Origin of the sequence: Natronoflexus pectinivorans, assembly GCF_004345615.1 — a bacterium.
Taxonomy (GTDB): Bacteria; Bacteroidota; Bacteroidia; order Bacteroidales; family Marinilabiliaceae; genus Natronoflexus; species Natronoflexus pectinivorans.
The window spans coordinates 17675-32468 of sequence record NZ_SLWK01000010.1 but is presented as its reverse complement, the minus strand read 5'-3'; the positions used below and the strand labels follow the sequence as shown (position 1 = coordinate 32468).

13 protein-coding genes are annotated in these 14794 nt (G+C 38.6%); all 13 read left to right on the top strand.

Translation table 11 applies throughout. The annotated features are described in order from the left end of the window. Positions 1 to 18 precede the first annotated feature (18 nt). The 13 genes from EV194_RS12425 to EV194_RS12365 all read left to right on the top strand — a co-directional run bounded on the left by EV194_RS12425 (position 19) and on the right by EV194_RS12365 (position 14792). On the top strand, positions 19 to 1497 hold the full coding sequence (locus EV194_RS12425; protein WP_132434368.1) for an LptF/LptG family permease: 1479 nt from the start codon (positions 19 to 21) through the stop codon (positions 1495 to 1497). Between the two features lie 604 nt (positions 1498 to 2101). After that, positions 2102 to 3340, top strand: coding sequence for a bifunctional 3,4-dihydroxy-2-butanone-4-phosphate synthase/GTP cyclohydrolase II (locus EV194_RS12420; RefSeq protein ID WP_132434367.1), 1239 nt, complete (start codon positions 2102 to 2104; stop codon positions 3338 to 3340). A 311-nt stretch (positions 3341 to 3651) separates the two neighbouring features. Then, positions 3652 to 4638 carry a dihydroorotate dehydrogenase-like protein gene (locus EV194_RS12415; protein WP_132434366.1) on the top strand — a complete coding sequence of 329 codons (987 nt, stop codon included), beginning with the start codon at positions 3652 to 3654 and terminating at the stop codon, positions 4636 to 4638. A 189-nt stretch (positions 4639 to 4827) separates the two neighbouring features. Then, the gene (dnaK, locus tag EV194_RS12410; RefSeq protein WP_132434365.1) at positions 4828 to 6744 is read left to right on the top strand and encodes a molecular chaperone DnaK; all 1917 of its coding nucleotides are present in this window, start codon (positions 4828 to 4830) and stop codon (positions 6742 to 6744) included. A 208-nt stretch (positions 6745 to 6952) separates the two neighbouring features. Next, entirely contained in the window at positions 6953 to 7510 is a 558-nt protein-coding gene (locus EV194_RS12405) for a helix-turn-helix domain-containing protein (protein WP_132434364.1), read from the top strand. A gap of 11 nt (positions 7511 to 7521) precedes the next feature. Further along, complete coding sequence (locus EV194_RS12400; RefSeq protein WP_132434363.1) at positions 7522 to 8775, top strand: site-specific integrase; 1254 nt, start codon at positions 7522 to 7524, stop codon at positions 8773 to 8775. A gap of 7 nt (positions 8776 to 8782) precedes the next feature. Then, entirely contained in the window at positions 8783 to 9778 is a 996-nt protein-coding gene (locus EV194_RS12395; protein ID WP_132434362.1) for a hypothetical protein, read from the top strand. A gap of 238 nt (positions 9779 to 10016) precedes the next feature. After that, positions 10017 to 10382, top strand: coding sequence for a helix-turn-helix domain-containing protein (locus tag EV194_RS12390; protein ID WP_207916036.1), 366 nt, complete (start codon positions 10017 to 10019; stop codon positions 10380 to 10382). Beyond that, positions 10379 to 10753, top strand: coding sequence for a helix-turn-helix domain-containing protein (locus EV194_RS12385; protein WP_132434361.1), 375 nt, complete (start codon positions 10379 to 10381; stop codon positions 10751 to 10753). Before EV194_RS12390 ends, EV194_RS12385 begins: the two co-directional genes overlap by 4 nt. Further along, positions 10737 to 11723 (top strand): BT4734/BF3469 family protein, encoded by a 987-nt coding sequence (locus tag EV194_RS12380; RefSeq protein ID WP_132434360.1) that lies wholly within the window; start codon positions 10737 to 10739, stop codon positions 11721 to 11723. Before EV194_RS12385 ends, EV194_RS12380 begins: the two co-directional genes overlap by 17 nt. Further along, entirely contained in the window at positions 11704 to 13488 is a 1785-nt protein-coding gene (locus EV194_RS12375) for a DUF3987 domain-containing protein (RefSeq protein WP_132434359.1), read from the top strand. The genes EV194_RS12380 and EV194_RS12375 overlap by 20 nt, the downstream gene beginning before the upstream one ends. Before the next feature lie 90 nt (positions 13489 to 13578). Then, a complete protein-coding gene (locus EV194_RS12370; RefSeq protein ID WP_132434358.1) occupies positions 13579 to 13782 on the top strand; it encodes a helix-turn-helix transcriptional regulator in 204 nt (67 codons plus the stop codon). Between the two features lie 5 nt (positions 13783 to 13787). Then, positions 13788 to 14792 carry an AAA family ATPase gene (locus tag EV194_RS12365; RefSeq protein ID WP_132434357.1) on the top strand — a complete coding sequence of 335 codons (1005 nt, stop codon included), beginning with the start codon at positions 13788 to 13790 and terminating at the stop codon, positions 14790 to 14792. Positions 14793 to 14794 lie beyond the last annotated feature (2 nt).

Sequence of the window (14794 nt, the reverse complement as noted above, 5' to 3'; positions counted from 1 at the left end):
TTTGTAAAGAAATCTGTAATGAAAAAGCTACATCTTTTTATATTGAAGAGTTTTATCGGACCTCTTATAATGACCTTTTTTATTGCCATGTTCATCCTAGTCATGCAGTTTCTATGGCGATACGTGGATGATTTGGTAGGAAAAGGGCTGGAGTGGACGGTGCTTGGGGAACTTTTATTTTATGCGTCACTACAAGTGGTGCCAATGGCTTTGCCATTGGCTATTTTATTGGCAGCATTAATGACTTTCGGAAATCTGGGAGAAAATTATGAGCTCACAGCACTAAAAGCGGCAGGTGTTTCTCTTTTAAAAATAATGAAACCGATTTCCATCCTGATTATTGCCATTTCCGGTTTTGCATATGCTTTTTCAAATAATGTTTTGCCTGTAGCTAATCTAAAATTGGTTTCTATTCTTCATGGTATCAGGGAAACCCGCTTGGAAATGGATATTAAGGAGAGGGTCTTTTACAGAGGTGTTGATGACTTCAGTATTAAGGTTAACGAAAAGGATCGTGAAACCAATATGCTCAGAGATGTGATGATTTATGATCACCGGGACAGGCATGCGAGAAATAGCAATGTAACACTGGCTGATTCAGGGATTTTGCAAATGTCAGCAGATAAGCGTCATCTCGTTCTGACGTTATACGACGGAATTCGTTACGACGAAAGGGTTACGGCAGAGGGTAATCGCCGTCAGCAGAGACGTGACTCCAGGCTTTTTAGAACCGATGAGTTCCGAAAACAGGTGGCAATTATGCAGGTTCATGGATTTGATTTTTCACGTACAGATGAAAGCTTGTTTCGCCAAAGTGACAGAATGAAAAATATTGCACAGCTAACACACGATTTGGATTCTATTCGAGGAGAACGTGGCGTGTTTGTGAATTTAATTGAAGATAGATCTTCCCTTTCTTATTTTAATCGCATTCACCAAACACATGCCAATAGGCTGAATATGATAGATACAGCTTCTGTATTAGTAAATGTTGATTCTCTATTTTTAACGCTTGAAGGATCTCAAAAGCAGATGGTTATTCAGAATGCATTACGAACAGTTCGAGACCTCAAACAATCCATCGATGATCAAATGCGATTTATAGAAAGGGAGGATTTGCGAATTAGACGTCATGTAATGGAAATACACCGAAAGTTTACGCTTTCGTTCGCATGTTTGATTTTCTTTTTTATTGGAGCTCCATTGGGAGCGATTATTCGCAAAGGGGGTCTTGGCATGCCGGTGGTCATCTCCATCTTCTTTTTTATTGTGTATTATGTAATAGACACCATGGGGGCGAAGTTTGCCCGTGATGGAGTCTGGATGGTACATCAGGGTATGTGGCTCTCTTCATTTGTGCTGCTTCCGATTGGTATATTTTTGACATATAAATCGGCCACCGATTCGGCATTGCTAAATGCCGACGTCTACTACTCAAATCTAAGAAAATTCAGAGAAACGATTGAAAAATATCTGAAAAAGAGAAGAAGAGAGTGATTTCAAAATCTCTGGTTTCCGGCTAAAATATTTAAATATATTGGCACGTGTTGGTAAGTGAGGTGTTTAACATTTTTAGCATAGAGGAAATCGAGCGGATAGACCTGTTTCTGATCAGCCAAATTCATATCATCAGTGTCTGATTATAGTTTATGAATCTTTCAAATTCAACAACTAATATAATCTGTGAAAAAACAAATTGTTTATTGTTAAAGGTGGGTTAAGTGTCATGTTGTTAGTTAGATGAGTGTTCTTGTTTATATGACTCTAGTTAAGATAGAACAGAAGCATCCTCAAGTTGTTTGTCGGTCTATAGTCCGAAACTGCTTTAATTTATTAATTTTGTGCCTTTATTTTTATATCCGATTGTTATACCCTCATATTAGTTCCCTTGATGAAATTTATATTTTATGGGCTTGAACAGGCTTCGGTCATCCGAAAACTAAAGAATTCAGACCATTGAAATCTTTCATGGAGAATTATTAACGAACTATTGTATATCAGTCGGTTAATTTTATTAAATTGAATATTTAATTTTTGCCTGCAAGAAAAAGAAGATTTTTGAAATCAAAATAGTGATCAAATAACATTCGAAATACCTGATATGTCTGAACAGAGTGATATAAAACTGGATAGTATTGAAGAGGCAATAGAAGCCATTAAAAAAGGAGATCTTGTAATAGTTGTCGATGATGAAGATCGTGAGAATGAGGGTGATTTCATTGCGGCAGCGGAGTTGATAACTCCTGAAAAAGTGAACTTTATGGCCAAACATGGCCGGGGATTAATTTGTGCTCCTATTACTGAGAAAAGATGTGAGGAACTGGAACTGGACTTAATGGTGGGACAAAACACTTCCCTTCATGCCACTCCTTTTACCGTCTCTGTCGACCTTATTGGTGAGGGGTGTACAACCGGGATTTCTGCTTCAGATCGTGCGAAAACGCTTCTGGCTTTGTGTAACCCTGATACAAAACCGGAAGATTTGGGTCGACCCGGACATATCTTTCCATTGAAGGCCAAGGAGCGTGGCGTATTGCGTCGGGCGGGACACACCGAAGCTTCTGTGGATTTGGCTCGTTTGGCCGGATTATATCCTGCCGGTGTATTGGTGGAAATCATGAATGATGATGGTACCATGGCTCGGTTGCCTGAACTCATTGAAATCGGTAAGAAATTTGGTCTGAAAATCATATCCATTAAAGATTTGATCGCCTACAGATTAAAACAGGAAAGCTTGATTACCAAAGGCGTTGAAGTACATTTGCCAACCATCTACGGTGATTTCAGATTTATTCCTTTCAGACAAAAATCCAATGGGCTGGATCACATGGCTCTGATTAAGGGCAGTTGGAATGCAGATGAACCTGTTCTTGTACGGGTTCATAGCAGTTGTGCTACCGGCGATATTTTTGGATCTCAACGTTGTGAATGTGGCGAACAACTTAGAAAAGCCATGGAGACCATTGAAAGAGAGGGGCGTGGTGTGATTGTTTACATGAATCAGGAGGGCAGGGGAATTGGGCTCATGAGCAAAATTGAGGCTTATAAGTTGCAGGAAGAAGGACTTGATACCGTTGATGCCAACATAGAGCTGGGGTTTGAAGCTGATGAGAGAGATTACGGCGTTGGTGCACAGATCCTTAGAGAACTTGGAGTTTGCAAAATGCGGTTGATGACCAATAACCCGATAAAAAGAATTGGATTAGAAGGATATGGTCTCGAAATAGTAGATAACGTCCCCATTGAAGTTGAGCCAAATCAGTTCAATGAATTTTATATGCATACTAAGAAAAAGCGTATGGGGCATAATTTACAGTACTTCAAATATAATGTAAAGTAGTTTTTTGAGAAATTGATAGCTCTCTCTGAGTTGTCTTTACTATAAAACTTAAGCAACGACTCAATCTGGTAATACCAGATTGAGTCGTTGCTTTTTAATAGCCATGGTTCATTTTTTAATTCTAACAGCAGCCAAATTGATTATTCAGGTACCATTTTCTAAATTAATCTGACCGTTTTAAAAAAAAGTTTTTTTAGAATTATCCTTTTTGTCTTGTTCTTTGTAACTTGGAGCATAATCAATAAATGAAACTCGTCCCGAGGCTTCGGGAGCAACTGAAAAAGATATTATAAACACTTGAAATTGGCGTTATGGTTGATTTATCTACATTTTATATGGGGTTGATGTTGCCCTCACCCATTGTGGCTGCAAGCAGTGGGTTAACCGGAAATATTGAGCAACTAAAGGAGTTGGAGGCTAATGGAGCAGGTGCCGTTGTCCTTAAATCTTTATTTGAAGAGGAGATTGTGGTTGATCTGGAAAGACATATGAACAAACTTCATTCAGAAAATTATCTCTATCCTGAAACAATGGAATTCTATGAGAATACTAATGTTGAAGATACTTTGACGAATTATCTGAAACTGATATTTGAGGCTAAAAAGGAACTATCTATTCCGGTAATTGCTAGTGTAAATTGTATAACTCCATATAACTGGCCACGTTTTACTCAATATTTCCAAGAAGCCGGTGCTGATGCTGTAGAGTTAAATGTTTTCTCCCTTCCGGCTGATTTAAACCAGGAGGGTGCCTTTTACGAGGATGCTGCTTTGAAAATTGTTGAAGCGGTTACTAAAGAGGTGACAATTCCGGTTTCAGTAAAAATCAGTCCATATTATTCAGGATTGGCGAATATGATAAACAAATTGTCGCAGGCAGGAGCGAGTGGAGTAGCCTTGTTTAATCGATTTTATTCGCCGGATTATGATTTGGATTCACTTGAAATTATTCCGGCTCCCATATATAGCCAACCCAATGAATACATCAATCCACTCAGGTGGATTGCTTTGATATCCGGAAAAATTAGTTGTGACCTGATGGCTACCACCGGCATTCATGACGGAGCAGCAGTTGCTAAAATGATTTTGGCAGGTGCTAATGGTGTTCAGGTTGCATCGTCGTTATATCAAAATGGCATTCCCTATCTGAAAGAGATCAATCAGCAACTGTCTGATTGGATGGCAGAGAAGGGGTTTGAATCACCTGCCCAATTTCGGGGAAAGCTTAATCAGAGCAACGTGGAAAATGCAGCCGGTTTGCACCGGGTGCAGTTCATGCGTCACTTTGCCGGAAAGTAACGTTACTTAGTTTGTCAGTATCATTGTGCGACAATTTGTCACAATTCTGACAGCATTAGACTTCATTTGATTGTTTTTAATGTCATATTTGCGCAATCAGTGGCTGTTTTTGTTATGGCACATCCTTTGATTTAACAACAGCGAATTTACATTGTGACAAATTTAAAACATTATAAACAATCATTTAAAATGGGAAAAATAATTGGAATCGATCTGGGAACAACCAACTCTTGCGTTTCTGTAATGGAAGGCAAAGAGGCAGTTGTTATCCCTAATAGTGAAGGAAAAAGAACCACTCCTTCAATCGTGGCATTTGTGGGCAATGGAGAACGGAAAGTAGGCGATCCGGCGAAAAGACAAGCCATCACGAATCCCGAAAAAACCATCTATTCTATAAAACGGTTTATGGGAAGCATGTACAATGATATTCCCAATGAAGTTACCCGTGTTCCATACAAAGTAGTTAAGGGCGACAACAATACACCCCGTGTGCAAATTGACGATCGTCAATATTCGCCACAGGAAATTTCTGCTATGGTTCTTCAAAAAATGAAGAAAACTGCTGAAGATTATCTTGGACAGGAAGTGACTGAGGCTGTTATTACCGTACCTGCTTATTTTAACGATGCACAGCGTCAGGCGACCAAAGAGGCCGGAGAAATTGCCGGACTGAAAGTTCGTCGTATCATCAATGAACCTACTGCAGCTTCGCTTGCATATGGCTTGGATAAACAGAATAAAGATATGAAAGTGGCTGTATTCGACCTTGGCGGTGGTACTTTCGATATCAGTATTCTTGAGCTTGGCGATGGCGTATTCGAAGTAAAATCTACCAACGGTGATACGCATCTTGGTGGAGATGACTTTGATGACGTTATTATCAACTGGCTGGCAGAAGAATTTAAAAAAGAGGAGAATATAGATCTTCGTAAAGATCCAATGGCTTTACAGCGTTTGAAGGATGCTGCTGAAAAAGCTAAAGTTGAGTTGTCAAGCGGAACCAGCACCGAAATCAACCTGCCATATATTATGCCGGTAGATGGTATTCCAAAACACCTTGTTAAAACTTTGAGCCGTGCACAATTTGAGCAATTGGCTGATGGCTTGATTCAAAGAGCTTTGGGGCCATGTCGTCAGTCTCTAAAGGATGCGGGCATGACTGCTTCTGATGTTGATGAGGTGATTCTGGTCGGTGGGTCAACTCGTATTCCTGCCATTCAGAAATTGGTTGAAGATTTCTTTGGTAAAAAGCCATCAAAGGGTGTTAACCCCGATGAGGTGGTTGCTGTTGGAGCTGCCATTCAGGGTGGTGTTTTAACCGGAGAAGTAAAAGATGTATTGCTGCTTGATGTTACTCCACTTTCTCTTGGTATCGAAACCATGGGTGGCGTAATGACCAAGTTGATAGAAGCAAACACAACCATCCCGACCAAAAAATCGGAGACTTTCACAACAGCTGCCGACAATCAGCCTTCTGTGGAAATTCATGTTTTACAGGGTGAGCGACCAATGGCCAAGGATAATAAAACCATCGGAAGATTCCATTTGGACAGCATTCCGCCTGCTCCAAGGGGAGTGCCTCAGATTGAGGTAACCTTTGATATCGATGCAAATGGTATTTTACATGTAAAAGCTAAAGATAAAGGTACAGGAAAAGAGCAAAGCATTCGTATTGAAGCATCATCAGGACTTTCTGAAGATGAGATCAAACGAATGAAGGAAGAAGCCGAGGCAAATGCCGAGTCTGATAAGCAAGCAAAAGAGCGCATAGAGAAGCTGAATATGGCTGATAGTTTGATTTTCCAAACCGAGAAGCAACTTAAAGAATTCGGTGATAAAATACCTGCCGAGAAAAAAGCACCCATTGAAAGTGCTTTGGAAAAACTCAAAGAGGCTCATAAATCTCAGGATATTGAGGCCATTGATGCTGCTACCAACGAGTTGAACACTGTGTTCCAGGCAGCATCACAGGATATGTACAATGCCACTCAGCAAGAAGGCGGACAGCCTCAGGGAGACGCCGGACAACCCGGTGGACAGCAGGGTGGAGATTCTAAAGGTGATGATGACAGTGTTACCGATGTGGATTTTGAAGAAGTAAAGTAAAACACAAAAACAAGGATTATTATCCAAATATAAACCGCTGTAAACACTTAGTTTACAGCGGTTTTTTTATTTTCTTTTCTCTCGATATTTATTGATTTATATCGTTATTTTTCTTATATTTGCTACATATTTGTTACGCGACTTAATTAATGATAAGGTGCGACAAATACATACTTATCACTATCTATTAACTATAAAAGTGATTGATATGCCTGGTAGCAAATTTATACTTCCGAAGACTTGCGAAATCTGTGGCACACAGTTCAACGCTAAAACAGTAACCTCCAGGTATTGCTCCGATAAATGTTCTCAGGCTGCCTACCGTAAAAAGAAATCACAAACAAAGAAAGAAGCACAGCGCAAAAATCTGGTTGAGCAAATGCCAACCGACCGCCCTTATATTTCAATTGCTGAAGCTGTGGCCTTATTTGGCATTTCAAGAGATACTATTTACCGCCAAATCAAAAAGGGTAATATACCTGCAGTAAATCTGGGTGAGCGTTTAACACGCATAAGCAGGGTACATATTGAAGCAATGTTCCCAAAGGTGGAAAGCGTTTCTAATATCCAACCCGAAGCAGTAAACAAGAAGCTCGATTACAATCAGAATGAATGCTACACCATTGGAGAGATAACCGAAAAATTTGGAATATCAGCCTCCACCGTTAACAAAACCATTCGCAAAAATGGCATACCCAGAAAGCAGATAGGAAAATTCGTTTATGTTCCTAAAGTTGAAATAGACCGGATATTTGCTCACAGATAAATCGCAGAACAATGAAAAAGAAACTCGCAAAAACCAAATGTACTGTCAAGCTCCGCAAATCTGAATATCGCAACGAATGGTATTTAATACTTGAAAGCTATCCGGTGTTTAATGGAACAGACAAACCTCAACGATTAATAGAAGCACTTAACAGAACCATAACAACACCTGCTTGGGATAAATCAAGAACCGCCCGAACTTCTGCCGATGGTAAAAAAACATACAAACCCAAAAGAGACGTGAATGGTATAATTCAATGCAAAGGTATCATTGACCAGGAAGCCTGTATTTTTGCTGATGGTGTTCGTAGTATTCGACAAAAAGAATATGATAACGCAGATTTATATACCGAGAAAGAGGCTGAACTTGCAGTTCAGAACCAACGCCAGCAGATAGATTTTATAGAATATTTTTCAAAGGTTTCAAAAGACCGTCACCGGAATAGCTCGCAATCCATTATTGTTAATTGGAATCGTGTTGGAGAATTACTAAAACTATTCGCAAATAACCAACCGCTTCCGTTTTCTCAAATCAGCATGGGTAAAACAGAAGAAATCCGTCGCTTTATACTTTCAGCTCCCCAGGGTGGCAATAAAACAGGAACAGTTTCACACAATACTGCAGCAACTTATTTCAGCATTTTTAAAGCCGGTTTAAAGCAAGCCTTTGTTGATGGTTATTTAACCGTAGATATTTCAGCAAAAATAAAAGGCATACAGGATAAAGAGAGCCGGAGAGAACACCTATCAGTTGATGAATTAAACATATTGGCAGAAACGCCATGCGACCGCCCGATATTAAAGCGTGCCGCTTTATTCTCTGCCTTAACAGGCATTCGCCATTGCGATATTCAAAAATTGAAATGGAAGGAAATACAAGTTGTCGGCGAACAAATTCGCCTCAACTTTACCCAACAGAAAACAAAAGGTGTTGAATATATGCCAATATCAGAACAAGCCTATCAACTATGTGGAGAACCCGGCAAGCCTGAGCAATTAATTTTTGAAGATTTACCAGACCCCTCTTGGATTTCGGGGCCATTAAAACGCTGGATAAAATCCGCTGGAATTACCCGCAACATCACTTTCCATTGCTTTCGCCACACATACGCTACCCTTCAATTGGCTGGAGGAACAGATATATACACCGTATCAAAAATGCTTGGTCACACCAATGTTAGAACAACTCAGATTTATGCAAAAGTGGTGGATGAGAAAAAACAGAAAGCTACAAACGCAATCAAGTTAAATATTAAACCTGAATGATACTGGCATGAAAACAATTGAATCAATAATATTAAATGACCTACGCCCCTGGCTTGATAAAAACATCAAAGCAGATGATTTTTACGCCCCTGCATTAAGAAGCAATCCAATAGTTCAGGAACAATTTTTAGCAAACTACATCCTTGATTTTTCCATACCTGCTTTTTCTAACAAAATCCGATATTATCAAAGATTGGTTAATAATGATATTACGATATATCTAAATCAATTAATTGAAGGTGCATTCAATGACAGTGAGAATATTATACTTTTCAAGCTAAAAAAGGCTAACGGCGAGCTAAATTCTTTACTTGTTAGCACGAATGATTTGATTGTTCGCAGAGGGTATGATTTGAGCTTAATCACTTCAAAACACGCCGATTTTAATACCGACAGGGAACACAAGGAATCTACATTTATTACCAATTACACCCTTGTTTCATTGGTTAAATGTTTTTTAGAAGTTCAAAGCTATTTTTCAGAGTTTATTCATGCTGACAACAAAATGAATATCGCTGATATATATAGTAGGATACTAAACAAACCTGCACCGGAAAATACTTATTTAAAAGAAGTTCAGGTAATCAATGTTCTTCCTGCAGAACAAAAAGACAATAAAACAAAGTCTGAAATTCTATCATTCAACTATAAATATATTCAGACAAAAAGCAGCAATATTCCAGACTTGATGGATTCCTTAAAAAAGAATGGCTTTATAGCAAAAGGAACAAGTATAACCGATTTCAGGCATGTGTTTTCAGGTGAGTTTGTTGTTAATCCTATCAGATGGACAGGAGGTAAAAGTACTTTATCATATTTTATTAAGTTGCTACACAATGAGCTTAAAGTCATTACCTATCCGGGTAACAGTTTATGGAAAATTGTTTGTACATGCTTTGTTGATGATGATGGCAGCCAATTTAATGAATCGAATTTGCGAGACCAGAAAAAACCAAAGTTGAAATTATCTGAGATAGAAAGAGCTGCAAATATTATGAAATAAAACTCCGCACTCCGTTTCACGATAAAAAATAATAAGAAAATATATATAAGACTGACGCTAAAGCGTTGGTCTTTTTCTTTTTATTGATGCCACTCCGCACTCCGTAGTCACTCCGTACGGAGTGCAAATATCTGATATACAGCATTTATTGAATGTAGATTTGTGTAAGTCAATGCTCAAAGAAGAGGCTCTTGGGCATTGATGGAGCCTCAAATTTTTACAATTAAAAATTTGAAAAATGCAAGTAAATCATTTTCAAACGGAGATTTCATTTAATGATATGCCGCAGGCATTGGCGTATTTAATTAGTAAGGTGGAGAGACTAGAAACCTTACTTAGTGCATCAAGGTCAGAACTGCCCGAATCTGACAAGTGGTTTAATTTACAGGATTTGTGTAATTATTTACCTGGCAAGCCCGCCCGTCAAACTGTCTATGGTTGGATTGGACAAAAGCTCATTCCTTACCACAAAAAAGGCAAAAAGCTCCAATTTCTAAAAAGCGAAATTGATTCCTGGTTGATTGGTGACAAGCACAAATCAGTTTCAGAATTACAGGAAGATGCAGCTGCATTTGTCGCCAACAAGAAGGGAGGTTTGAAATGAGCGAACCTAAAACCATTGGCGAAATCCTGACAAATTACTTTCTAAACAGTCAGGAACCTTTTGCAGTTGCTTTCCGAAATCATTTTACAACAAGCAAACAGCAAGTTAACCAGGAAGAAAATCCCTGTTCTTCATGCCCTGCAAATGTAAATAGTCCTTTAGCTGACAGGTTGGAGGATTGGCTCGACAATCAGGATGTTATGCAAATTCTGCATATCAGCCCCCGGACATTGCAAACTTTGCGTTCAAATGGCATACTGCCATTTTCCCGCATTGGCAATAAAATCTACTATCGCCGCTCTGACATTTCCCGAATCCTTAACAACCATTATACAATGGTAAAAATCAGGTGTTATGGAGGCAATAAGTAAAGAAGTGGTATTATCAAAAACTCAATATGGCATTGGTATTTATGCACATATCTTGAGATTGTATTATCCAGATGAAATAGTCCTCTCCCTTTCGGGGAGGACTTGTTCCCCTGCTAAAAACCCATTCAATGCCGATAAATCGACATTGAATATTTTCATTTATAAAGAAAATATCTTGGGGAATGCAATGGATAAAGAGTTTGCAAGGCATACTGACAGTGATAATGCTATCCCTGCCGGTGATGCGTTCGACTTCGCCGAACTGCATTACAAGCAGTCAGGAGATAATCTATTGCAAATACTGAACAAAGAAATGAACCTGCGTATCGGGGAGAATTGGAGTTTCTACATGCAAAATAAAACTTGCAAGCCAGCACTTAATAAAAAGCCCGTAAACACCGTAAATGAAAAAGGCTTTGCCTTTTCATTTTTTAAAGCTCCGATACGGAATGTATTTCCACACAAAACAGTTTCATTGGCTCAGGTCTATAATGCAATTAAGGGAGATTATTACAAACATCAAACAGAAGAACTCAGAGGCATACCGGATAGTGCCAAAGCTCGCAAATACAAGGCTGCAAACTTCGACTATTGCACCTTTTCGGGTGTATTCAATTCCCGGAGTGATAAATCACTTGTAAAACATTCCGAGCTTTTATGCATCGATTTCGACCATGTTCAAGATTTAGATACTCTTCGCCAAGCCTTGCTTGCCGACGAGTATTTCGATACCCAGCTTTTGTTTGTAAGTCCTTCCGGTGATGGTTTGAAATGGATTATTGAAATAGATACGCAAGAATCTCCCCATGGTGAATACTTCACCTCGGTAGCCAACTACATTTTACAAACCTATTCGGTCGAAGTTGATAAGTCTGGAAAAGACATTTCCCGGGCTTGCTTTCTGCCATACGACCCAGACGTTTTTATTAATCCTTTATTATTGAAGAAGCATGAGCAAGAAGAAATTTAAACCCGCAGATTGGGCAACAAATAATGTCACAGAAAAAAACACCGTTTCAATTCCTGCAATACCTCAATCAAATATTGATACTTCAAATGAGATTGAAATAGTAACACTGCGGATTGAAGCTGCATCCATTGATATTGCCCCAAACTATACAGATTGGAGAGACCTTGGCTTTGCCCTCGCTGACGCTTTGGGCGAAAGAGGTCGGTCTTATTATCATCGTTTAAGCAGTTTCTACCCTGGTTATAACCAGTCTGAAACTGATAAGCAATACAACGCCTGCCTTGCTTCGCACGGCCACGGCGTTACTATCAAAACACTTTACCACCTTGCCAAGTCAGCCGGCGTGAGTGTAGCTACACCTCATCTATCCAGTAATCAATCAATTGAAACAAATCTGGTAACTTCTATCAAAGAAGATTTAGAGGAAATTGAGGAACTAAAAGAAATTAACCTCCCAACATTTCCCGATGAAGTCTATTCCGACCTCCCGGAGCTTCTGCAAAAGGTAGTTGCAAAATCCAACTCCTACGAAGACAGAGACCTTCTTTTACTTGGTTCATTGGTTGCAATTTCGTCATGTCTGCCTAATATTTATGGCATTTATGCTGAGAGGGAAGTTTATCCTAATTTATTTCTCTTCGTCACGGCACAGGCATCGGCTGGTAAAGGTCGTTTAACTTTATGCCGTAAACTGGTTGACCCTATACACCAGTCTTTAAGGGAAATTTCAAAGCTCGAATTTGAAGAGTATCAAAGAAAGCTGACAGAATATGCCTCAACAAAGAACAAATCAGAAGTAGAACGCCCCAAAGAACCTCCAGTAAAAATGTTGGTTATTCCGGCCAACAATAGCGCAACAGGATTATTCCAGATATTAAACGACAACAATGGTTCAGGGCTTATTTTTGAAACCGAAGGCGACACGCTGGCTATGACTTTTAAAAGTGAGCATGGAAATTATTCCGATGGATTTAGAAAGGCGTTCCATCATGAACCAATTTCATATAATAGACGAAAAGACAGGGAGTTTGTAGAAATCAACAATCCCCGTATATCTGCTCTTTTATCAGGAACACCCAAACAAGTTTCCGCACTAATACCAAGCGCCGAAAATGGCTTGTTCAGTCGTTTTATGTTCTATTTTATGAATGTTCGCCCGGTTTGGAACGATGTATTTGCCAATTCATCTGACCAAACACTCGACAGTTATTTTTATCACTTAGGGCATCAGTTTTTTGATTTGTACAAACATTTGCAATATCAATCGGAACCAACACGCTTTTGCTTAACCTCCGGTCAGCAACAGGCATTTAATGCCTATTTTGCCCATACCCAAAACCAGTATTTGTGTTTGTATGGCGCTGATTATCTCGCCACTGTTAGGAGGCTTGGTCTTATTACATTCCGTATTGCAATGACACTCACTACACTCCGTATTATGGATACAGGGGATATACATTCTCCGCTAGTTTGCATAGATAGTGATTTCAATACAGCCCTATCAATGGTTAAAATACTTGTGCAGCACGCTGCCAATGTGTTTCAACAACTGCCTGCCGAAGCGGTAACGACAACCCCTAAAAATCAAAAACAACAGTTTTTAGACGAACTCCCACAGGAGTTCTGCCGGAAAGATTATTTAGCTGTGGCTCAGAAATTTGGCATTCCAGACAAGACAGCCGAGAAGCATATAAAACGCTTTACGGACAATGGATTAATAAACCATTACGCCCACGATAAGTACAAAAAACACGATAGGATTTAAAAAATTATATTTTTTTAAACATATTACAAACAATGGAATAAATATCAAATTACATCACTATATTTGCATAAAATATCAATTTTATACACCATGGGCATTCAAATCAATAGGTTAAAAAGCGTATTGGCTGAAAAAAGCAGAACGAATAAATGGTTAGCTGAAACACTTGGTAAAAATGAAGCAACAGTTTCAAGGTGGTGTACCAATGAAAACCAACCTTCAGTTGAAACATTATATCAAATTGCTCAAGTTCTAGATATTGATATTAGAGAACTTTTTAATCGTACAAAATAATTAGAATGGCACGAGCAGATTTATTATTGAATCTTATAAAATACGCTCTTTCTGGCAACAAACCAATGGTTAGAAAAATTGCCGAAGCTGTTATTGCCGAAGAAAGAAGTAAAAATCACTCAATTCTTGCGGACAAGTTGGAGGCAGAATTAATTAGAAATACTTCTGATTTTACACAACCAGCCAATAATGGTATTAATCGAGTGCAAAATGATTTTAGGGCAGAAAATTTGATTACTGAAATTCATCCTCAAAGGAAAATGGATAGTCTCATCTTGCCTAAAGATATAATATTGTTATGCGAGCAATATGTCCAGGAACAATATAGAGTAGATTTATTAAGGTCGTATGGATTAGAACCTCGAAATCGTATTCTATTGATAGGTGCACCTGGAAATGGAAAAACTTCTTTAGCAGAAGCAATAGCCGAATCTTTAATGATTCCTTTATTTGTTGTTAAGTATGATAGCATAATAGGAGCGTATTTAGGAGAAACAGCATCTAGGCTAAGGAAACTAATTGATTTTGTAAGTACTCGGAAATGTGTATTATTTTTTGATGAATTTGAAACCCTAGGGAAAGAGAGAGGTGATACTCATGAAACAGGCGAAATTAAAAGAGTTGTCAGTTCTTTGTTATTACAAATAGATGATTTGCCTAGTCATGTTACAATTATTGGGGCAACAAATCATCCTGAACTGCTAGATAGAGCTGCCTGGCGACGTTTTCAAATCAGAATGAACCTTCCAATGCCAACTCGGGCGAATATTTCATTATGGCTTGAGAAATTTCAACAAAAACATAATGTCAATTTTGAATTTGCCAGTGAAACAATCGCAAAGAAATTATTGGGTTCAAATTATTCGGAAATAGAAGAGTTTGGATTATCAATCTTAAGAAGACATATTCTATTGTTACCAGAAGAGAATATAAAAGAAATTGTTTCGGATGAATTAAAAAACTGGAATAGTAGGACGATGAAATTTGAATCTAATAATCTAACAGAATAAAA